Source organism: Chryseobacterium piscicola, assembly GCF_900156685.1.
In the GTDB taxonomy this organism is placed as follows: domain Bacteria; phylum Bacteroidota; class Bacteroidia; order Flavobacteriales; family Weeksellaceae; genus Chryseobacterium; species Chryseobacterium piscicola.
The window spans coordinates 1-21877 of record NZ_FTOJ01000015.1 but is presented as its reverse complement, the minus strand read 5'-3'; the positions used below and the strand labels follow the sequence as shown (position 1 = coordinate 21877).

Genomic DNA, 21877 nt, shown 5'->3' with positions numbered 1-21877 from the left:
GGATTAAATCTTCTTTATAGCCCCGATGGTAGCGGCATCCTTTTGTGATGAGGAACGAAGAGCAAAAGATACAGCGGACAGCGGGTTCCCGGCTCTTAAAAAAAATGCAAATTCCTGCGGTGATCAGTTGTCATTTTTTGAGGTCGGAGGTGGGAAAGGAGATGATAGGTTATCGATTTTTTTTGCTTGATAATCGCTTTCGTTTCCTAAACGGTCAATTGCTTTTATGGCTACTGCATTTAAAATTTTACCATCTTTAATTTTATTTATTTGTTTTGAGACGTTATCTAAAGTGAGAATTTCTATTTCCCAAACGCTGTTGTACTGTGTAAAAAGTACCCATTGGAAAATATTTGCGCTTTTTTTCGAACTCCAACTTGCTTGAATAGAAGTTCCGTTGTCTTTGATGAATAATGTTGGTTTTTCTACAGGAATCGTTTTTATCCAAGGGCTTTTCGGCGTTAAAGCTTTTTCTTTATATGGTCCTGATTTTAGAGTTGAAAGCATATTTGAGTTTTTGGTTAATCCAGCTATACTCCAATGCACTTCTCCCGCATTATTTTTTAAAATTTGTCTTGATAATTCTACTTGATTTTTAATTTCTTCTGAACGATCTGAAACTTTTACTTCCACCGTATTTAATCCTGGCCATAGATGACGACCCATTGTGTTTTCAGATTTCCACCAATTTAATAAAGATACGAAACCTTGTCCTTTTGAATTGATTGGCCAATATAATTGAGGCGAAAAATAATCTACCCAACCTTTATTTAACCATAACTTTGCATCTGCAAATAATTCGTCATATTGAGAAGAGCCTACAATTCCTTCGGGATAACCGGGTTTCCAAATTCCGAAAGGGCTGATTCCGAATTTCACATGGTTTTTCTCGGCATGGATTTCTTTATAGATTCTTTCTACGAATTGATTGACATTCTCTCTTCTCCAATCGGCTCTAGAAAGCACACCACCGGCACTTTGATAAGCACTCCAACTTTCATTATCAGGAAAATCTGCTCCTTTGTTGTAGGTTGCGTATGGATAAAAATAGTCATCAAAATGTATGGCGTCTAGATCATATCTTTTAACCAAATCTTTAACGACATTAGAAACGTGCCCTTGCGTTCTGGGATTTGCAGGATCAAGCCAATACATTCCGTTTTTTAATTTAATGGTAATATCAGAAAGTTTGTTTGCCATAGATTGCGAAGTAACCGCACCTCCGTTGGAATGGTGTGCTCTGTATGGATTTAGCCAGACATGAAGTTCCATTCCGCGTTTATGGGATTCTTCGATCCAAAATTGAAGAGGATCATAGTTTGGGAATGGTGGTTCACCAGTTTTTCCTGTCAAAAAATATGACCATGGCTCCAATTCACTTGTGTACAAAGCGTCTGCAGATGGGCGAGCCTGGAAAACAACTGCATTAAAATTATTTTCTTGCAGCATATTGAGCATATTGATTGCTTCCGATTTTTGCTGATCTACTGAGAGGTTATTTCTTGAAGGCCAGTTGATGTTTGCCACACTCGCTATCCAAACACCACGGAATTCTCGATTGATTTCCGGAAGATTCACTTTAAAATCTTCTTGCAGGGATTTCTTAGGAACAGATAAAACGAGAGAATCTGATTTTTTCGAAATATTATCAGTGAGTTTTGTGGATTTACGAGGTGCTTTTTTTTCTGAAACACTTTTTACGGCACATGAAGTGCTGAATGAGGCAAAGAAACTTAATATAGTGATTAATTTTATTGTAGAGATTTTCATAAGGATTTAAAAAAAAATTCTGAGTTGTAAAAAGACAAAACTAATGATATAAAGATAATTTTGGAAATCTCACTCCGCAAAATTTAAATTAAATAAAAAAAAATCAGAAATAATATGAATTTTTGTAAAATAGGGAGAAGTGAGCAATTTAAACTTCTTAAATGTTTTTATTTGTTCATTGAGTTTTTTTTGATATTTAGATTTGTTAATCAGTTTTATATCGTTTTTAAAAATAAATAAAATGTTTAAAACAATTGTTAAAATACCCAAAAGTAAATTCGAAACTGCCCACCAACACTTGCAAAATTTGTAATATATCCGATAAAAAAAGTTTGAAGTGGTGATAAAGATTACTGAAATAAGAAATGATTGATTATAAAGTGGGTATTTAAAATTTAAAGCAAAAAAAGCCTCGAAAAATCGAGGCTTAGTTATATTTTTGAATTTCAGATTAAGCTTTCGCTCCTCTTTCGATTCTTTTTCTTTCTTCTTCAGAAAGTATTTTCTTTCTCATACGGATGAAGTTTGGAGTAACCTCAATCGCTTCATCAGCTTGGATGTACTCCATACATTCTTCTAGAGAGAATAATATTTTTGGAGCAACACCTGTATCTTTATCTTTACCTGAAGCTCTCATGTTATTCAGCTGTTTAGCTTCAACGATGTTTACTACCAAATCGCCTGGCTTATTCTGCTCACCGATTACCATACCAGCATAGATCTCCTCGCCCGGATCAACATAGAACTTACCTCTATCTTGTAGTTTAGCGATAGAATATTCTGTAGCTGGACCTTGCGTTTTAGAAATCAAAACACCATTACTTCTTCCAGGAATAGCACCTTTGAAAGGTTTGTATTCTGTGAAACGGTGTGCCATGATAGCTTCACCAGCAGTAGCGGTCAACATTTGAGAACGCAATCCGATTAAACCTCTTGAAGGAATTTCGAATTCTAAGTGCTGCATTTCACCTTTAGTTTCCATGATGTGAAGATCACCTTTTCTTTGAGTCGCCAAATCGATTACTCTAGAAGCATACTCTTCAGGAACGTCTACTACCAATGATTCGTAAGGCTCACATTTTTCTCCGTCGATTTCTCTAAGGATAACTTGTGGCTGGCCGATCGTCATCTCATACCCTTCTCTTCTCATTGTTTCAATTAACACTGACAAGTGAAGAATACCTCTACCGAACACCAAGAATGTATTTGCATCACCAGTTTGCTCAACTCTTAATGCTAAGTTTTTCTCTAATTCTTTAGTTAATCTTTCTTTCAGGTGGTTTGAAGTAACAAATTTACCGTCTTTACCGAAGAAAGGTGAATTGTTGATAGAGAACGTCATGTTTAACGTAGGCTCATCAATTGATGTTCTTGGCAATGGTTCTGGATTTTCTAGATCTACGAAAGAATCTCCAATCTGGAAAGCATCGAAACCTACAACAGCACAAATATCTCCAGCTTTTACTTCAGTTACTTTTTTCTTTCCAAGACCTTCGAAAACGTATAATTCTTTTACTTTTCCTTTTAAAACTTTACCGTCAGCTTGCGCAAGACCAATCCACTGAGATTCTTTAATCTCACCTCTGATTACTTTTCCGATTGCAATTCTTCCTAAGAAAGAAGAGAAATCTAGAGAAACAATTTGCATTTGCAAGTTACCTTCCTCTACTTTAGGCTCAGGAACATATTGTAAAATTCCGTCTAGTAATGGGAAAATGTTTTCAGTTTCTTCTAATGAAGTATTGAACCAACCTTGCTTTGATGAACCATAGAACGTTGGGAAATCCAATTGCTCTTCAGTAGCTTCAAGGTTGAAGAACAAATCAAATACCTGATCATGAACTTCTTCTGGACGACAGTTTGGCTTGTCTACTTTGTTGATAACAACCAAAGGTCTAAGACCTAATTCTAAAGCCTTCTGCAATACGAATCTTGTTTGAGGCATTGGTCCTTCGAATGCATCCACCAACAAGATTACTCCATCTGCCATTTTCAATACTCTCTCTACTTCACCACCGAAATCGGCGTGACCGGGTGTATCGATTACGTTAATTTTAGTGTCTTTATAAGTAACAGAAATATTCTTAGATAAAATAGTGATCCCTCTTTCTCTTTCAAGATCATTGTTATCCATAATTAATTCTCCACTCTCCTGATTTTCTCTGAAAATATTGGTAGCGTGGATGATCTTGTCAACCAAAGTAGTCTTACCGTGGTCAACGTGTGCGATAATCGCAATATTTCTAATGTTTTGCATATAAGATTTTTACGGGTGCAAAAATAGTGTTTTTTTATCAATATATAATAAAATACTTATGATATTTAACAAATTCATAATGAGTAAGTTTAGTTGAAAATAGATAATAGTAAGCAAATAGATATTGTATCATTTGATATACTTTTTAAAATTTCCTTTGTAACAGTTGCCTCAGATCGCTATTGGATCTAAAATTTTAATTAGTTTATATTTAATATTAATAATTAATTAAAAAATATCTTTTCAAAAAAAAAATACAAATTATTTGTAGGACAATTAACATTCTTTCAATAAACCTTCATTTTTCTAAATAAAGTTTTGATGTGATGTATTTGGTTTTGGTATATGTTTTTTTCTCCACAAAAAACTGATGCTCATTTATTTCAGACAACTTGCTTATCTTTTTTCCATCTCCTCAATCAACTTAGCATTAAAAACAGGAAGGTCTTTGGGTGTACGGCTTGTAATAAGATTTTGATGAACTACTACTTCACGGTCTTCCCAATCAGCGCCAGCATTTTTGAGGTCAATACTAATAGAATTTACTGAGGTAATATTTTTACCTGCAACCACTTCGGCATTGATTAGAATTTGTGGTCCATGACAGATTGCTGCTACTATTTTTTTTTGCTTGAAAAATTCTTTCACCAAACCTAAAGCCGATTCATTGGTTCTTAGCAGGTCTGGATTAATAACACCACCTGGCAAAACTAGTGCATCGTAATCCGATGCTGAAACCTCATCTAGAGTTTTATCTACTGCATATTCTTTCCCCCACTCTTTTTCTGCCCATGCTTTAATTGTTCCGCTTTTTGGGCTTACGATGTGTGCCACCCATCCATGTTGTTCTATATATTCTTTGGGAGAGCTTAATTCACTTTCTTCAAAACCATGAGTAGCCAAAATGGCAATTTTCTTAGACATAATTAATATTTTTTGGTGTTAATTCTTCAAACTAAGAAAATACAGTGCCATGAAGAGCGATTATGTATTTAAAAAAATGTTAAAATACTTAAAACCAGATAAAGGCTATATTTATTTTGATAAAAATATTGACTTTAGAATTAATTTGCACGATATATGATTTTCTCCAAATTTATAGTCTACCACTTTGTAGCCAATATATTATCCCTGCAATGAATATCTGCAACAATACAACCAGACTCAACTTTAGCAAAAAACTTTTCTTTGCTATCTTATGATTGAAAATAATCATACTTAAAACAGCCCCGATTGTGCCACCAAAAAATGAGAAAATAAGCAAGATAGCTTCTGATATTCTTTTTTTATGTTTTATAGCATACCATTTATCAATTGTATACGCTGAGAATGTTATGAAGTTTAATAATAAAATGAAATAAAACATAGGGCAAAAGTAAATAAATATGTTTTGATTTTTTTAAATTGGTGATTACAATTTGTGTTGTGAATTGCTTTCATTTTTAAGTATCTTTGGGATACACAACAACATCAATCTTTCTTTATATGGTCTTTCAGTAGTTGTGAATTGCTTTCATTTTTAAGTATCTTTGGGATACACAACAACTAATCGTGCTCTTTCTTTTCATATTGAAGCGTTGTGAATTGCTTTCATTTTTAAGTATCTTTGGGATACACAACAACACTTACAATCAAAGACAAGAACGACAGAGAGTTGTGAATTGCTTTCATTTTTAAGTATCTTTGGGATACACAACAACTGTATGTGGTGATGATCATACACCTCCTGAGTTGTGAATTGCTTTCATTTTTAAGTATCTTTGGGATACACAACAACTCTATTAATATGGATGATCCTACGGAAACGGTTGTGAATTGCTTTCATTTTTAAGTATCTTTGGGATACACAACAACTAGCTGCGAATACTCCGTTTAGTCTGCAGGGTTGTGAATTGCTTTCATTTTTAAGTATCTTTGGGATACACAACAACAGAAGTGAGAAAAACTGTTGCTTATTACGAGTTGTGAATTGCTTTCATTTTTAAGTATCTTTGGGATACACAACAACAAACAGTTCTAACAAATTTAAACATTCTAAGTTGTGAATTGCTTTCATTTTTAAGTATTTTTGGGATACACAACAACTTACTACTGTTCTAGCCATAAAACTTTTTTGTTGTGAATTGCTTTCATTTTTAAGTATCTTTGGGATACACAACAACTATTCCGAAGAGCACCGATAGATGTTTCCTGTTGTGAATTGCTTTCATTTTTAAGTATCTTTGGGATACACAACAACTATTCCGAAGAGCACCGATAGATGTTTCCTGTTGTGAATTGCTTTCATTTTTAAGTATCTTTGGGATACACAACAACTATTCCGAAGAGCACCGATAGATGTTTCCTGTTGTGAATTGCTTTCATTTTTAAGTATCTTTGGGATACACAACAACATTCTAACTGGTCTGCACTTTTTATTTCCTGTTGTGAATTGCTTTCATTTTTAAGTATCTTTGGGATACACAACAACTAATTCCGCAACCGAAATTTTCTTGTCTCCGTTGTGAATTGCTTTCATTTTTAAGTATCTTTGGGATACACAACAACAAGATGAAACATTACCGTTTTCAAATTCTTGTTGTGAATTGCTTTCATTTTTAAGTATCTTTGGGATACACAACAACCGGCACTTACTGCGGCACTTGCTAAAGCTGGTTGTGAATTGCTTTCATTTTTAAGTATCTTTGGGATACACAACAACAATGATATTAATAAAAACACATGAAATTTAGTTGTGAATTGCTTTCATTTTTAAGTATCTTTGGGATACACAACAACTAAAGCCAAGCTTTCCCAGCCCCTGTTTAGTTGTGAATTGCTTTCATTTTTAAGTATCTTTGGGATACACAACAACGCAAATAAGCCAATCGCACCATTAAATGCAGTTGTGAATTGCTTTCATTTTTAAGTATCTTTGGGATACACAACAACTCGGTCTTTTGGAGAAAGCAGCACCGTTTAGTTGTGAATTGCTTTCATTTTTAAGTATCTTTGGGATACACAACAACGGAGGCGCAACAGGAAATTATGATGTGGTAGTTGTGAATTGCTTTCATTTTTAAGTATCTTTGGGATACACAACAACTCGGATATAAAAAACATATTTTCCCCATTAGTTGTGAATTGCTTTCATTTTTAAGTATCTTTGGGATACACAACAACCATCAACCATTTTTTTAACGGCAGGCTCAAGTTGTGAATTGCTTTCATTTTTAAGTATCTTTGGGATACACAACAACTTTGCGGTGTATCTTACACCTTCACCATAGTTGTGAATTGCTTTCATTTTTAAGTATCTTTGGGATACACAACAACAAACCATCAATTACAGAATCGTTTGTACCAGTTGTGAATTGCTTTCATTTTTAAGTATCTTTGGGATACACAACAACCATCTAAATTTGCTGGAGCAATCTTCATTAGTTGTGAATTGCTTTCATTTTTAAGTATCTTTGGGATACACAACAACGAAATGGCAGACCTCTACACATTAGACGGTGTTGTGAATTGCTTTCATTTTTAAGTATCTTTGGGATACACAACAACTAATTCCGCAACCGAAATTTTCTTGTCTCCGTTGTGAATTGCTTTCATTTTTAAGTATCTTTGGGATACACAACAACTCCAATTGTTTTTTGTTGAAATAGGACTCCGTTGTGAATTGCTTTCATTTTTAAGTATCTTTGGGATACACAACAACGACCTTAGCCGAGGATGAAACCATGAAAACGTTGTGAATTGCTTTCATTTTTAAGTATCTTTGGGATACACAACAACTTAGTCTTGTTTTCGACAAAATATTGATCCGTTGTGAATTGCTTTCATTTTTAAGTATCTTTGGGATACACAACAACAGCTGCCAACTCTTTTAATAGAGAGTTACGGTTGTGAATTGCTTTCATTTTTAAGTATCTTTGGGATACACAACAACTCTTGCCAATTCATAATATTTAACCAATGGGTTGTGAATTGCTTTCATTTTTAAGTATCTTTGGGATACACAACAACTGACGTGTTTGTATTAACGCTAACCACACCGTTGTGAATTGCTTTCATTTTTAAGTATCTTTGGGATACACAACAACCATCTCCGTCTCTTAGCTCTGCTACGTTTGGTTGTGAATTGCTTTCATTTTTAAGTATCTTTGGGATACACAACAACGTGATAGATAATTTTCTATTGTCATTGCTTGTTGTGAATTGCTTTCATTTTTAAGTATCTTTGGGATACACAACAACTCGCCAAAGAATCAATTATTTGCCCCCTGTGTTGTGAATTGCTTTCATTTTTAAGTATCTTTGGGATACACAACAACTTTGTAGGCTCCAGCAACTGAATCACTGACGTTGTGAATTGCTTTCATTTTTAAGTATCTTTGGGATACACAACAACTTTCAAAGTATTTTTGATTTATTTTAAAAAGTTGTGAATTGCTTTCATTTTTAAGTATCTTTGGGATACACAACAACTGCCATGGAAGAAATAACATCCATAGATGCGTTGTGAATTGCTTTCATTTTTAAGTATCTTTGGGATACACAACAACCGGGCAAGTAAAAATCAAAACAGGTTACAGGTTGTGAATTGCTTTCATTTTTAAGTATCTTTGGGATACACAACAACCAAATTACTCCAAGGATCATTTGTCCCGTGGTTGTGAATTGCTTTCATTTTTAAGTATCTTTGGGATACACAACAACAATATTTTAACAAATGAAAAGTATATTTTTGTTGTGAATTGCTTTCATTTTTAAGTATCTTTGGGATACACAACAACATTTATAAGCCTTGGAAAGTAGCCCCGTTAGTTGTGAATTGCTTTCATTTTTAAGTATCTTTGGGATACACAACAACTTTGCAGAATTCACAACGAAAGCAGCCAAAGTTGTGAATTGCTTTCATTTTTAAGTATCTTTGGGATACACAACAACTTCATTTTTGATAAGGATAACCCGGTGAAAGTTGTGAATTGCTTTCATTTTTAAGTATCTTTGGGATACACAACAACCTCAAAAAATAATCTACTGAAAATCAGTAGATTATTTTTGTTTTTAGGATTCAAAATTTAGAACAATTCTAGCTGCTGGAAGGTTGGTGGGGGTTCTTCTTTGTTTCTGGCAAAGAAAATTTCAATGTCACCAAACTGTTTGTCGGTAATACACATTATGGCAACCTTACCCGCTTTTGGAAGCATAAACTTTACCCTTTTAATGTGAACTTCTGCATTTTCTCGGCTCGGACAGTGGCGAACATACATTGAAAACTGAAAAAGCGTAAAACCATCATCCAGCAAACCTTTGCGGAATTTATTGGCATCCCGCATATTGGTTTTAGTTTCTGTCGGCAAGTCATATAATACTAAAACCCACATAATTCTGTAAGCATTAAACCTTTCGGCATTCATTTTTTATTGTATTATGTACGATGTAAAAAGTACAATATCCATACTATCCATTTATTTGAATTCAGGATAAGAAATCAACCTTTTTTCTCCTGTATAGCATTTATAAAGTGAAGAAGCAGTTGTTTTTACCGCCACCAACAATGGTCTTGTTTTCGTGTCTATCAATACATCTTTGGTTGCTATTTGCAGGATGTGTGATTTGAATTCTTTTGTAAGTTCCTCAACGTTCGGGTTCTTTGCCAGCCAATCCATTACTAATAAATCTACAAAAGGACGATAGGGCTCCATCAAATCATCAGCGAGACAGTAAGGATTGTATTTATTTTTATGGAAGATCCCGAGAACGGGAAGCAGTCCGGTTTCCACAATAGCCCGTGCCACAATACTTCTGAGAACAGCATATCCGAAATTGAAGAACTGATTGGGTGAATCGCCGAAACGTTGTCTGAGAAAATCTAAACTGATGAGATACTTCCAATAATGTTGTGCGGCGATGCCTTCCATATTGGTGATGTCGCCACTTTTTACATTATTTTGATAATCAATCATCGGTTCGTAATAATTTCCCAAACGTGTTAAAACTTCTTTTTGATTTTCAATTTTACATTCAACGGTCTGTTTCCATAGTTGTTTTTTGAGGGGTTCACTGGCCTCTAACTGGTCTTTTATTCTATCTGAATGTTCAGTATGGCCATACAGCGGAAGCATAATTCCGTGTGGCAAATGATGCGCATCACAACTTACAACCACCACATTATTTCCCATCATTTTTTGGATGAGCTGATGCGAAATGGTGATCTGGAAGTGATCCAACATCAACAATCCTAAATCTTCGACAGGGACTTTGCCTTTCATTTCTTTGGTTTCGGGACAAAGAATGTACATTTGCTCGTCTTTGAGTTTGAGATAAGCAGGATTGCCGATGTAGATGGAGCGGGTGATCATAAATTATTTAGTATTCGTTAACTTGAACTATCTTCCCAATATGATTAAGTCTAACTTTTACAACATTTCTTAAACCTTCTAAACTCTTCAATTGTACATAGGTAATATTTCGAAGTTCTTTTTTTTCTTCAACAGAAGTCTCCAAATGGTGTCTAAAAACAAAATCCCTTACGAAAGAATTACCATAACCAACTTTTGAAATCTTTTGAACCCTAAACATATTCTTAGAAATCAGACTTAAGTTTTTATCATCAAACAAATCAACTTCTTTTGGGTTGAAATCTTCAGAAGGAAACAAGAACATTTCATTTTGTTTCAAAGAAAATAAAAAGTGATATCCATCATTAGACTTATAAGATTTATCAACTATATCTATACCTTGATTTACTCTTTCAACTGCTTCATATAACGACACTACATTATCATCAAGCTCTAGATTTTCGTTAATATAAACGGCTAAATGATGATTATTTCCTGTACTTACAAAGTCCACAGGTAATTTATTGCCGTTTTCATCAAGAATATCTTTGCCTAAGTGGTCTTTTTGGTTATGCAAACTTTGAACATTACTGATTCCGGTTATGGTGACCGTTTTTATGGCAATTCCTTTCGATTCATTCAACCAAATCGGATTTTTTTCTAAATCAGAAAATGCTTCTTTTGCATTACCCTTAAATGCATCCAGACGATTTTTTAAGATTTCTTTTACGCCATTATCAATTACTTTTTCAAGGTTTTTATAATCTTTAAAATTATCTGGATTCACGGCTTTTCTGATGGTGTAACCTATCTCATACCAAGCTAAAATTACACTTTCAGGAACATTTTCTGTCTTTTCATCATTCAAATAAATCGGATTTTTCGCCAACACATTTTTTCCTGTAAATGCTTTTTTAGAATCTCCATTAAATTCTTTTAATCTTTCTAATAAAGCAATTCTAAATTTCTCATTCTGAACTTTGTTAATGGTTTCCAAATCAAACTTAACTGATACTTTTTCTTCTTTAGTTTTAAGAAATTTCGAGCTTCCATAAATAGTTTCTTTATGAAGTTGACCTCTCGGTGTAAGTACAACTTTAGACACTACTCCACCCTTTTTCTTGGCTTTATTGATATTTTTGGTAACAACCTTATTTTTCGTTTTGTGAGAAATCAATATTTCATCTAAATGCTTTTTGGCTTCAATTCTAAAATTATGAATCGGTTCAATAAACTTTCTTTTTGATGAACCTTTTTTCTTTTCAAAGACTTTTGTTATGAGATTTTCAATGTTTGAAATAATGATATGCTGATTATGCTTTTCATCTTTTCTAGCATTCAAATGATTCAAATATTGTATATGATTATGCGTCGTAAAAGCTACTGTCAAAGCGTCCATTGCGTGATGGCGATGATCATTTCTTTTACTCCAATCCGTAATTCTTTCTTTTTCTTCTCCTTTAGAATTAATTACCGTTTCCGTTAAACCTAATTTCTTGTATTTATCGAGATTAAGTTCTTTCATTGTGTTGACGAGATTCCAATCCTCACGTAATTTATCTGTGATTCTTCCTGATGTAGAAACCACAGAATTGGTAATTTCGAAAAGAATCTCTTTTGCTTTTTTAGCGATATATTGCGTATCTCGTAAATCTCTTTGTATAAAACCATCTCCAATTTCACTTCCCTTTTTCTGAAGTTTTTCAAATTTAGCTTTAGAAATCAAACTTTTATCAAACAAATCTTTGATGGTGTTGAGGAATTTTTCCAGTTGATCTTTCCCTTCCATTTCCAAATAATCAAATGCAGTTGCGTTTCCTTTTTTAAGATTTGCACCTCTCGGTACCAAAACTTTATTTGAAAAACTGTCATCAAAAAATCGAGATTGCGGGATAATATGGTCAATATCATATTTGTCGGTAAAAATGTTTTCCTTTTCTATTTTTTGACCTGTGTATAAATCTTTAAAACCGTTATTTGCCAGCTCCAAATACAGTTTGTACCGAATAATATCGTTTCTTGATGGTACTTTTATCCCATATTCTTTCTGTAATATTTCTGCATATTTTTGATGAAGCAAGGTTGCTTTGCCAATTTCAGAAGTCATATTTGCACGCTCCTCTGCATTTTTTTTCAGTTCTCTTGCTAGCTCAATTCTTATTTCGTCTGGTCTTCCGTATTCTTTGGATACTTCATTGACCACATTTATCATTTGATTCAAAATCTTTTCAACCACAGGATTTCGCAAAGAATTTTTTGGAAGAATTTCTAGTTTTTCTTTTAAAATTCTATTTGCTAATTGTTCTTTAGTCAATGAATTTTTAGAATGACTTTTATATCCTGCAAATTCGCAAGCGCTTGGTTCTTCAGGTTTATCTTTTCTTCCTCCATATGAAAATCCTGCTTTTAAATGAGTAATAATCTTTCGCATCGCCTTAGAACTCAAGCTTCCATAATCTGGAGAGAAACCAATTTCTGCCAATATTTTGGAATGTTCTTTTTTAAAGCTAAATTTCTTCTCCAGAAGCTCATATAATTTTTCATTACCAGAAGCAGAATCATCGCCTTCGTAAGAATACAATAAATGCCAAAGCTGATAGGAACTTTGCTTCTCAAAATCTTTTCCGTCAAATTCTGGATTAAAATCTAATATTGATGTATTTATTCCTAATGACGAAAAATTCTCTTTTACAAATTCTTTTATTTTACTTGCAGAAGAATGAATCTTAGTAACTTTAATATCGTCTTCAATAGTTAACTTAAACTCTTTTGGGAATTCTTTTTCTTCATTAGCAATAATTTTCAAAAAAGCAGTGTATAAATTTTCATTGGTATTATTGCCTTCAATATCTTTAAAATTAGTTTTCCATTCTTTACCGGAATAACCTACAATATCTAAAACCTCTTTTGCAGAAAGTCTTCCTTTGACATTAACTTCATCAAAAATTGATTGTTTGAAGTCTAAATCGATTGGGAAAATTTCTTTTGTTTCTAAATTTTGAAATTGCAGATTATTTAAAACTTGCCAAATTTTAAACTCTTGGAACAATGGCGAAGATTTAGGAGCAACCTTTAATCCTACTGTTTTCTTCTTTGTTTTTCCGTTTTCTATGATTTCAATTTCTCTGTTCTCAAATTCGCAAATACTAATTAAACCTTTTTGGGATTTGAGTTTTCTCTGATAGAAAATCACGACATCACGAACTTGTTCTTTTAATTCCTTGGTTAATTCTGAATGATATTGAGTTTGTGTCTCCCATATTTTTTCAAATTCATCCAAATAATCTTGCCTGTAGAAAACTTGATTTTTGAGTTTGGTATGCGGATTTGCTTTAAGTTGTTGATAAAGATATTCGCCAACCGTTTGATGGTTAAAATAAAGCTCCTTGCTTCTATCACTGATTGCGCCAAGATACCCGCTGGAATTATTTAGGTTACTATTAATCTCTTGAAACACTACAGCTAAACTTTCAAAATCCAATTGTTTTTTTGCAGCTTCACTTCTCCAAAGATATTTTTCAATCTTTTTTTCCTGCATAGTTCCCATTTGTTTGATTCCAACAAGAGAAAACGGTTCTTTCAAAATTGCCCAAGTCGCATTTTTATTTTTTCCTTGTAATTCTTTATAAAGTTTATCAATTAAGATTTCAGAATAAAATTGCTTTTGAAATTTCCAAACTTTATCAAATTCGGCTTGCAAATCGGAACGATAAAAATCTGGCAATTGCTTCTTCCCTTCTATTAAAAGTTGGTAAGAATATTCTCCTGGAGTCAGGCTTTCTTCATATAATTTTTTAGCAACCGCCATTCCGTCAATGATTTGTCCTTCATCTTCGTTCTTTGCTTTTCTACTGCTTTTATAGCCTCTTTTTTTATTAATTAAAAGTAAAACCCTCACAAAATCTGAAAGTTCGATTTTTTCTTTCGCAGATTTTGCTCTTAATTCCTGAGTTTGAAACGTAGAGTTTTTCCCAACTTCTGTAAGCAAATCACCATCTTTCAAGATATTTCCCTTTGTCAAAACATCAATAACATTAGCTCTCCTCAACTTAAACCTTTGCAGATTTCTTCTTGCTCCTCTTGCTAAAGTTCTTCCCGCATTGGTTGTAATCGGTTTTCCTTTTTCGAAATTTATTTGTTCATCAACAGTCAAAGGATTTACACGAACTCCTAACTTGATGATTTTATTATTCGCAGAATTTTTATCATCTTCCTGAACATAAGCCCAACCGATTGATGAAACTCCCAAGTCTAATCCAAGAATATTTTTTGTCATAATTATTGAGTTTTTTGAAATTGTATAAATGTAATAAGAAAAAAAATAAGTTTTTTACGGGTAACCTTTTTTTGGTTAAAAAAATTTATCTCTATCTTTGAAATCGAAAGCAATTCACAATAAGGATTATTCCGTTGTGAAAACATTCAAGGCGGGGCAACTCGCCTTTCTTTTTGTCTTATTGACTTCTTCAAAATCTTCCGTTACATTATACAATGATCATAAAAAACTCCACCCTTACTGATGGAGAAATAATTTATTGCCGATTTATTTTGCTGTTATCTAGTTTATACTTTCGTTTATAGCAATTCTAAATCCTCCAGTTCTCAATGGAAAATTCTCAATGGAAAATTCAGAGTGTGCCCAATACCTTTTAGAATAATGAAAAATTCCCTAAGACATCCTTCAGAAAAGAAGTAAATTCTTTAACAAACATCTCCGCCTGTCATTAAACTGTGTTTTTTCGTTATATGCATAATTTCAAAAAACGACATTACTGAAAAAAATTCTTCGTCAGCAATAGTTATGAATTTATTTAAATGTGTTTAAAACTTTCCCTTTTTAGTTTTAGCTGTTCAAACTAAAGTTTATTTTTTTAGTTTTACCAAAACAAAAAAACATTATGGAAATTCTACCCAAAATCCTTATTTCAATTGTAGCATTGGAACATATTTATATTTTATGGATGGAAATGTTTGCTTGGGAAACCAAGGGCAAAGAAGTATTTAAGGCAGCTTTACCTCCCGAAATGTTTAAACCCACGAAAGGTTTGGCAGCAAATCAAGGTTTGTACAACGGTTTTTTGGCTGCTGGTCTCATTTGGTCTCTTTTCATCTGTGACGAAAAGTGGCAAAATAATATTGCGTTATTTTTCTTGGGATGTGTAACTATAGCAGGGATTTTTGGAGCAATATCTTCTACGAAAAAAATATTTTTTGTTCAATCGTTACCTGCCATTTTGGCTATTATAGCTGTTCTTGTTCAAGAATCTTTTTAGAGGGTTGCACCCATCACATACATATTTTCCATAGTAGGAACTTCGCTGCCACCTTCGTTTTCGAGAGTAATAGCAAATGCTTGTGCAGAAGGTATTTCTGCCAGTGCAATTTTGGTATCTTTGTCTTTGCTGTACATTCCTGCATTTACAGGTTTGCCATCAGCAATAGCCCAAAGTTGATATTGTTTTCCTGAAGGTGCTTCAGGAAGATTTTGTACATTAAGATAAACTTTACTGCTACTTTTATCCCAAAAGACAACAGCCTTTGAATCAGGATGTGTTGCTACACCCGCTAAAACGATTTTTTGTAAGTCGGGATTAGAAATAAGACTTAGCTTTTCGTTGATATTTTTGATTTTATTTTCGGTATCCGTTCTTTGATTTGTAAGTTCGGCAATCTGTACATCTTTATCAGAAGATTTTGAAATCCAAAAAAGATTTGCTCCAAGACTTAATAGAAGAAGTATAGAAGCAGCAACAGAAATTTTACTCCACAATGATTTTCCAGATTCTGAATTAGAGATTGATATTTCTGCTGGTAATGGTATCTTTCTTATTTCTTCGTCTTGATTTGAGACAGGTGTAATGTCTAATTTATTTTCCGAAATTTTTAGCCAAATTTTATCTCTCAGGTCATCTGCAGGCTTTATTGCTTGAGCTGTAGCAAGATCTTCAAGTATTTTTTGAGTTTCTTCAAACGCAGCACGCACTTCTGCATTATGAGACATCACGCATTCTAAAATGCCTGCTTCCTCATGACTTGCTGTGCCTAAAATATATGCCTCAAGTACTCCTGATGATATGTATTCCTGAGTGTTCACTTTACCTGTAATCTTTTAACAAATCTTTTAATTTCATCAACGCATTACGCATCTTTGTTTTCACTGTGCCTAAAGGCATCTCTAGTTTTTCTGATATTTCAGATTGACTGTAGCCTTTATAGTAAGCCAAATCAATAAGTTCTTTCTTATCTGCATCTAAATTATCTAAAATTTTACTGAAACCAATAAAATCATGCTCGCCAGATACAGAAAGATTTGTATCGTTATATACGAAATCTGGAAGCGATTGGTTTTTTAGATCGTTTTGGAAACTTTTAGATTTTATATAATCGAGTGCTGTATTTCTGGCAATATTAATCATCCAGGTGTATAACCTCCCTTTTACTTTGTCATATTGCCCTATAGAATTCCAGATTTTTACAAATGTATCTTGGATTATTTCTTCGGCTCCTTCTCTCGATTGTACTATTTTTAAAATAACTCCATATAAGGCAGCCGAATAGTTTTCATATAAATAATGAAATCCACGTTCGTCATGCCTACTGATCATGAGGATAATCTCGTCTTCAGAGTATTTTGTTTTGATGATGCGATTTTTAAGTTTTTCAAATATAATCAATTTATAGATAAAATGATTAGAATTGGGATGATATTATAGATAAAAAAAGTCAAAAATAAAAATCAACCCAAGCACATACCACAAAAAAAATAAAAATGAAAATAAATACACTTGATTATCAAGTTGTTATAAAATATTTTGAATTAATTAAAACTGATAATTATCATATTGTCGTAGATGTCTATAAGATCCCAATAAACAGATCAAAACTCAATTTTAAAATCATTAAAAAATTTAAAACAATGAACTTTACATCAAAATTCGCAGTAGCAGGAATGGTAGCATTATCATTTGCATTTAGCGGAAACGCAGCTGCACAGTCAATGAAAGAAAAAACAGTAATGGTAGGAGGCGCTGCCATGTATCCTTCTAAAAATATTGTAGAAAATGCAGTAAATTCTAAAGACCATACTACATTGGTAGCAGCTGTAAAAGCGGCAGGTCTTGTAGAAACTTTGCAAGGTGAAGGTCCTTTCACAGTTTTTGCACCTACTAATGCAGCGTTTGCAAAACTTCCAAAGTCTGCTGTAGATAATTTACTGAAACCAGAAAATAAATCTATGCTTCAAGGTGTGCTTACTTACCATGTTTTACCAGGTAAATATTCTGGAAAGCAAGTTTGGGCAGCAGTGAAAGCTGGAGGCGGTAAAGCAGAAATGAAAACTGTACAAGGAGAAGCTCTTACATTCTGGACGAAAGGAAAAGACTTATATGTAAGCGACGTAAAAGGTAATAAAGCAAAAGTTACAATCGCAGACGTAAATCAATCAAATGGTGTGATACATGTTATCGACACAGTATTAATGCCTTAGTTTAGTGTTTTACCTGCATCATTTCTTGATTTTGATGCAGGTTTTACTTAAAAATAGAACCCATTAAATTATTAATATTATGAAAAAAACAATTACTGTTTCCGGCAAAACCAATTTGGACTCCGGAAGAAGAAGTTTCTTAAAAATGAGTGGTGTAGGTGCCTTGGTGGCGGGTCTTGCACTAGTAGGTTGTAACGATGAGTTTGAGGATGCTAATCCTAATATTTTCGATTTAGGTACAGGAGATGTAGGTGTTTTAAACTATGCTTATGCATTAGAACAGCTAGAGGCAGATTTTTACACTAAAGTAGTCAACAGTTTCTATACAGGAGCATCTACTGTGGAAAAAGCAGTGCTTACAGATCTTTATCATCACGAAGTTATTCACAGAGATTTTTTCAAGGCTGCTTTATCTGGGGTTACAAGCCAAGTTCTGCCAAAGCTTGAATTTCAATATCCTAATGTGAATTTCAGTGACAGAGCATCTGTATTGGCTACTGCAAAAGCATTAGAAGATACAGGAGTAGCAGCTTATAATGCTGCAGGCAAGTATATTACTAATCCTGATTATCTTGTGCTGGCTGGAAAGATTGTTTCTGTAGAAGCAAGACACGCAAGTGCAATTAGAGATTTAATCAACCCTGGTACAGCAGCGTTTTCGGGTGATGATGTAATTGATGCCAACGGTCTGGATGTAGCAAAAGAACCAAAAGACGTTGTAGCCGCAGCTGGCGGATTCTTCAAAACTCCATTTACCTGGAAAGAAAGAGGTATAGGATAAAAAAAAATCATCAAAATTAACCGCAAAATCAAACATTATGAATATTCTTAAAATACTTGATACATTATCAGATGACGCTTTATATACCAAATCATTTTCTAGAAATGAAAATTTGAGCCAACTGTCATCTTTCGGAAAAAAAACAGCCGCAGCTGCAATTCCTCTAGGTTTAGGAGCTTTCCTTTCGGGAAATGCAAAAGCAGAAACAAAAAAAGCTGATACCACAGAAAGTGTAGCCTTCAAAAAAGATGCTTTAACAGATGCCTTACAATTGGCTTTGGTTTTAGAATATCTTGAAGATCAATACTATGCTGAAGGATTGGCTACAGCAGGACTAATTCCTACAGCTGACCGTGTAGTTTTTCAACAAATTGCCAAGCATGAAACTGCTCACGTTGCATTCTTGAAAGCAGCACTTACTTCGCTCGGAGCAACTCCTGGAACTAAACCTCTTTTTGACTTTACAGCGAATGGAGCATTTACACCTTTTACAAATTATCAGCAATTTTTAATTCTTGCTCAGGCATTTGAAGATACTGGAGTGAGAGCTTATAAAGGCCAGGCAGGAAATGTAATGGGCAACAAAGCTATTTTACAAGCAGCGTTACAAATACACTCTGTAGAAGCTAGACATGCTTCACAAGTAAGAAGAATGAGAATGAACAAAGGGTGGATTGAGCTAAATAATGGTGGAAACATGCCAGCAGCTACAGACCCAGTTTATGCAGGCGAGCAAGTAACAATGCAAGCAGGATTCAATACTGCCACAGCATTTGGTCCCGAAGCAGGATCTGCTGCTTATGATGAGATTTTAACAGGATCCCAAGCTCAAGCTATTGCAGCACTATTTATTGATTAGTTTTCTCTGTTTAATATTTTAGTTTTTAATACAGTAAGCATATACCATGCTTACTGTTTTTTTTATGCAAGATTCACACTGTAATCATTTTCTGAGAGAGAAATCACCCCTTCTTGAATATTTTTAGGATGAGAACTGAAACCTTTTAGTTTTGAAGTTTTTCCTTTTACAACCAAATCCATTAGTTGCTTTTCTGTTAATTTCTTACCGTATATTTCAAATAAAACCTTAAATCCACAGTTCTTAAAATCAGAACAGCCGACAGCAGTTTTACCCTTCATCAAATGGTTTTGCTTGCATTTTGGGCATTTTAGCATATCCCACTCTTTAATCTCTTTTTTGGCGGCTGATACCGTCTTTTTTTCCTCTTTAGGCTTTTCATCTTCAAAAGTAAACGATTTACCTTTTCCATCTTTTACTTTTTTTGTAAGCTCGGTAACCATTGTAATGAGTTCTTCTTTAAAGGTATTAGCATCGTACTCTCCACTTTCTATTTTTCTGAGTTTAAATTCCCATTCTCCTGTAAGCTCGGGACTTTTCAAAACTTCATCCTCAATAGTATCAATCAATTGAATTCCTGTTTGGGTTGCAATAAGGTTTTTCCTTTTTTTCTCAATATATTTACGCTTAAATAAAGTTTCGATGATATTCGCTCTTGTAGATGGTCTACCAATACCATTATTCTTTAGCATCTCACGAAGTTCATCATCATCAATTTGCTTACCTGCAGTTTCCATGGCTCTCAGCAATGTTGCTTCTGTAAAATATTTGGGAGGTGATGTCTTTCCCTGATGAATGTAGGGATCATGGGGACCAGATTCTCCAGCAAGAAATTCTGGAATTAATTGTTCTTCCTCAGCACTTTTTTCTTTATCCGTAGAATCTTCTTTGTCTTTTGGTTCTTTTGCATAAACTGCTCGCCAACCAGGCTCCAAAATTTGTTTCCCATTTGTTTTAAAAGGTATTGTGCCCACTCTAGCTTCTACCAGAGTATTAGATATTTTACATTCCGGATAAAAAACAGAAATAAATCTTTTGGCAATCAAATCATAAATCAATTTCTCTTCTTTGCTTAAATTTTGCGAAGGCGAAATCTCTGTTGGGATAATAGCGTGGTGATCTGTTACTTTAGCATCATCAAAAACAGCTTTGCTTTTCGGAATTGGCTGTTGCAATAATGGCAAAATAAGATCCTGATAAAAAGTCAAACTTCTCAATATACCCTCAATTTTCGGATATAAACTTTCTGATAAATAAGTAGTATCCACACGAGGATAAGTCACATGCTTCTTTTCATAAAGACTCTGAATATAATTCAATGTATTCTCAGCAGAATAACCATACTTTTTATTAGCTTCCACCTGAAGTCCTGTTAAATCAAAAAGTCTTAAATTTTTCTCTTTACCTTCCTTAATTTCGAAAGAAACAATCTCAAAAAGATTTTCTTTGAGATAAGAGAGACCTTTTTCTGCGCGATCAAGAGTTTTCAATCGGTCTATCGCTGCATTAAAAATCACATCTCTATATTTCGTTTTCAGTTCCCAATATTCTTCAGTGCTGAAACTATCAATTTCTTTCTGTCTTTGCACCAGCATTGCCAAAGTAGGAGTTTGTACTCGCCCAATAGAAAGCACTCCTTTGTTTCCTCCAAACTTTTTCGTGAAAAGACGCGTTGCATTTATTCCCAAAAGCCAATCACCTATAGCTCTCGCATTTCCAGCAAGATAAAGATTTTTATAATCCTCGGCAGGCTTTAGATTTTCAAAACCTTCTTTTATAGATTCTTCTGTTAATGAAGAAATCCACAAACGCTTGATCGGTTTGTTACATTTTGCTTTTTGAAGTACCCACCTTTGAATAAGCTCTCCTTCTTGCCCAGCATCACCACAATTAATCACTTCATCACATTCACTTACTAATCTTTCAATCACCCTGAACTGATTCTCAACTCCTTTGTTGGGTATAAGTTTAATTCCAAAATTCTTAGGAATAATAGGCAAAAATATAAGATTCCAAGATTTAAGCTCTTGTCCATAATCGTGTGGTTCTTTCAGAGTACAAAGATGTCCAAAAGTCCAGGTAACGCAGTATCCATTTCCCTCCATATAACCTTGCTTAGGCATTGTAGCTCCTAAAACTTTAGCTATATCTCTTGCTACACTCGGTTTTTCTGCGATACAAAGTTTCATTTAAAAATCAAATTACGAAGTGCAAAAATCGACAAATAAAAGTCTAAAAAAAAATTGCAAGTAGAGTTTTTTCTAAAAGTAATTCTAAACAAATAACACCTAAAATATTTCTTTTAAGGAGCTATTTCCTGCTATCCGCTTCTACTCCTCGCTCCAAAACTCTCCACCGCCAAAACCCATGCGCTCCAACCCTTGCTGTGGGGTAA

14 protein-coding genes and 1 CRISPR repeat array are annotated in these 21877 nt (G+C 33.8%); of the genes, 4 read left to right on the top strand and 10 right to left on the bottom strand.

The features are described 5' to 3' along the window. Positions 1-123 precede the first annotated feature (123 nt). The 7 genes from BW939_RS15330 to cas9 form a co-directional block, all read right to left on the bottom strand. Positions 124-1770, bottom strand: coding sequence for a glycoside hydrolase family 10-like protein (locus BW939_RS15330; protein WP_076452889.1), 1647 nt, complete (start codon positions 1768-1770; stop codon positions 124-126). Positions 1771-2221: 451 nt separating this feature from the next. Continuing rightward, positions 2222-4027, bottom strand: coding sequence for a translational GTPase TypA (gene typA, locus BW939_RS15320; RefSeq protein WP_076452887.1), 1806 nt, complete (start codon positions 4025-4027; stop codon positions 2222-2224). Positions 4028-4423: 396 nt separating this feature from the next. Then, on the bottom strand, positions 4424-4951 hold the full coding sequence (locus BW939_RS15315; RefSeq protein WP_076452886.1) for a type 1 glutamine amidotransferase domain-containing protein: 528 nt from the start codon (positions 4949-4951) through the stop codon (positions 4424-4426). 172 nt (positions 4952-5123) lie between these two features. After that, the gene (locus BW939_RS15310) at positions 5124-5393 is read right to left on the bottom strand and encodes a DUF1294 domain-containing protein (protein ID WP_076452885.1); all 270 of its coding nucleotides are present in this window, start codon (positions 5391-5393) and stop codon (positions 5124-5126) included. A 56-nt stretch (positions 5394-5449) separates the two neighbouring features. Further along, a CRISPR array of direct repeats spans positions 5450-9036; the repeat unit is 47 nt; unit sequence GTTGTGAATTGCTTTCATTTTTAAGTATCTTTGGGATACACAACAAC. Between the two features lie 57 nt (positions 9037-9093). After that, positions 9094-9432, bottom strand: a complete 339-nt coding sequence (gene cas2 / locus BW939_RS15305) for a CRISPR-associated endonuclease Cas2 (RefSeq protein ID WP_028123846.1) — start codon at positions 9430-9432, stop codon at positions 9094-9096. A 51-nt stretch (positions 9433-9483) separates the two neighbouring features. Next, a complete protein-coding gene (gene cas1 / locus BW939_RS15300; RefSeq protein WP_076452884.1) occupies positions 9484-10377 on the bottom strand; it encodes a type II CRISPR-associated endonuclease Cas1 in 894 nt (297 codons plus the stop codon). Positions 10378-10384: 7 nt separating this feature from the next. Beyond that, the gene (gene cas9, locus BW939_RS15295) at positions 10385-14632 is read right to left on the bottom strand and encodes a type II CRISPR RNA-guided endonuclease Cas9 (RefSeq protein WP_076452883.1); all 4248 of its coding nucleotides are present in this window, start codon (positions 14630-14632) and stop codon (positions 10385-10387) included. Between the two features lie 622 nt (positions 14633-15254). Between cas9 and BW939_RS15290 the strand changes: the two genes are divergently transcribed. Next, positions 15255-15629 (top strand): DUF1304 domain-containing protein, encoded by a 375-nt coding sequence (locus BW939_RS15290; RefSeq protein ID WP_076452882.1) that lies wholly within the window; start codon positions 15255-15257, stop codon positions 15627-15629. On the opposite strand, the gene BW939_RS15285 is transcribed toward BW939_RS15290, so the two are convergent. Then, positions 15626-16450: an anti-sigma factor gene (locus tag BW939_RS15285; protein WP_076452881.1), complete on the bottom strand. Its 825-nt coding sequence runs from the start codon at positions 16448-16450 to the stop codon at positions 15626-15628. The genes BW939_RS15290 and BW939_RS15285 overlap by 4 nt on opposite strands. Position 16451: 1 nt before the next feature. Then, a complete protein-coding gene (locus tag BW939_RS15280; RefSeq protein WP_228417262.1) occupies positions 16452-17030 on the bottom strand; it encodes an RNA polymerase sigma factor in 579 nt (192 codons plus the stop codon). Between the two features lie 242 nt (positions 17031-17272). On the opposite strand from BW939_RS15280, the gene BW939_RS15275 reads away from it, so the two are divergent. The 3 genes from BW939_RS15275 to BW939_RS15265 all read left to right on the top strand — a co-directional run bounded on the left by BW939_RS15275 (position 17273) and on the right by BW939_RS15265 (position 19482). After that, complete coding sequence (locus tag BW939_RS15275; protein ID WP_076452879.1) at positions 17273-17842, top strand: fasciclin domain-containing protein; 570 nt, start codon at positions 17273-17275, stop codon at positions 17840-17842. A 79-nt stretch (positions 17843-17921) separates the two neighbouring features. After that, complete coding sequence (locus BW939_RS15270; RefSeq protein WP_076452878.1) at positions 17922-18623, top strand: ferritin-like domain-containing protein; 702 nt, start codon at positions 17922-17924, stop codon at positions 18621-18623. Between the two features lie 37 nt (positions 18624-18660). Further along, positions 18661-19482 carry a ferritin-like domain-containing protein gene (locus tag BW939_RS15265; protein WP_076452877.1) on the top strand — a complete coding sequence of 274 codons (822 nt, stop codon included), beginning with the start codon at positions 18661-18663 and terminating at the stop codon, positions 19480-19482. 62 nt (positions 19483-19544) lie between these two features. Here BW939_RS15265 and BW939_RS15260 read toward each other — a convergent pair whose 3' ends face one another. After that, positions 19545-21671 (bottom strand): type IA DNA topoisomerase, encoded by a 2127-nt coding sequence (locus BW939_RS15260; protein ID WP_076452876.1) that lies wholly within the window; start codon positions 21669-21671, stop codon positions 19545-19547. Positions 21672-21877: the final 206 nt, after the last annotated feature.

Coding starts and splice junctions, on each gene's coding strand:
- BW939_RS15265 (WP_076452877.1), top strand. CDS start 18,661: ATGAATATTCTTAAAATACTTGATACATTATCAGATGACGCTTTATAT.
- BW939_RS15330 (WP_076452889.1), bottom strand. CDS start 1,770: ATGAAAATCTCTACAATAAAATTAATCACTATATTAAGTTTCTTTGCC.
- BW939_RS15310 (WP_076452885.1), bottom strand. CDS start 5,393: ATGTTTTATTTCATTTTATTATTAAACTTCATAACATTCTCAGCGTAT.
- typA (WP_076452887.1), bottom strand. CDS start 4,027: ATGCAAAACATTAGAAATATTGCGATTATCGCACACGTTGACCACGGT.
- BW939_RS15290 (WP_076452882.1), top strand. CDS start 15,255: ATGGAAATTCTACCCAAAATCCTTATTTCAATTGTAGCATTGGAACAT.
- cas2 (WP_028123846.1), bottom strand. CDS start 9,432: ATGAATGCCGAAAGGTTTAATGCTTACAGAATTATGTGGGTTTTAGTA.
- BW939_RS15275 (WP_076452879.1), top strand. CDS start 17,273: ATGAACTTTACATCAAAATTCGCAGTAGCAGGAATGGTAGCATTATCA.
- BW939_RS15315 (WP_076452886.1), bottom strand. CDS start 4,951: ATGTCTAAGAAAATTGCCATTTTGGCTACTCATGGTTTTGAAGAAAGT.
- BW939_RS15270 (WP_076452878.1), top strand. CDS start 17,922: ATGAAAAAAACAATTACTGTTTCCGGCAAAACCAATTTGGACTCCGGA.
- BW939_RS15260 (WP_076452876.1), bottom strand. CDS start 21,671: ATGAAACTTTGTATCGCAGAAAAACCGAGTGTAGCAAGAGATATAGCT.
- cas9 (WP_076452883.1), bottom strand. CDS start 14,632: ATGACAAAAAATATTCTTGGATTAGACTTGGGAGTTTCATCAATCGGT.
- cas1 (WP_076452884.1), bottom strand. CDS start 10,377: ATGATCACCCGCTCCATCTACATCGGCAATCCTGCTTATCTCAAACTC.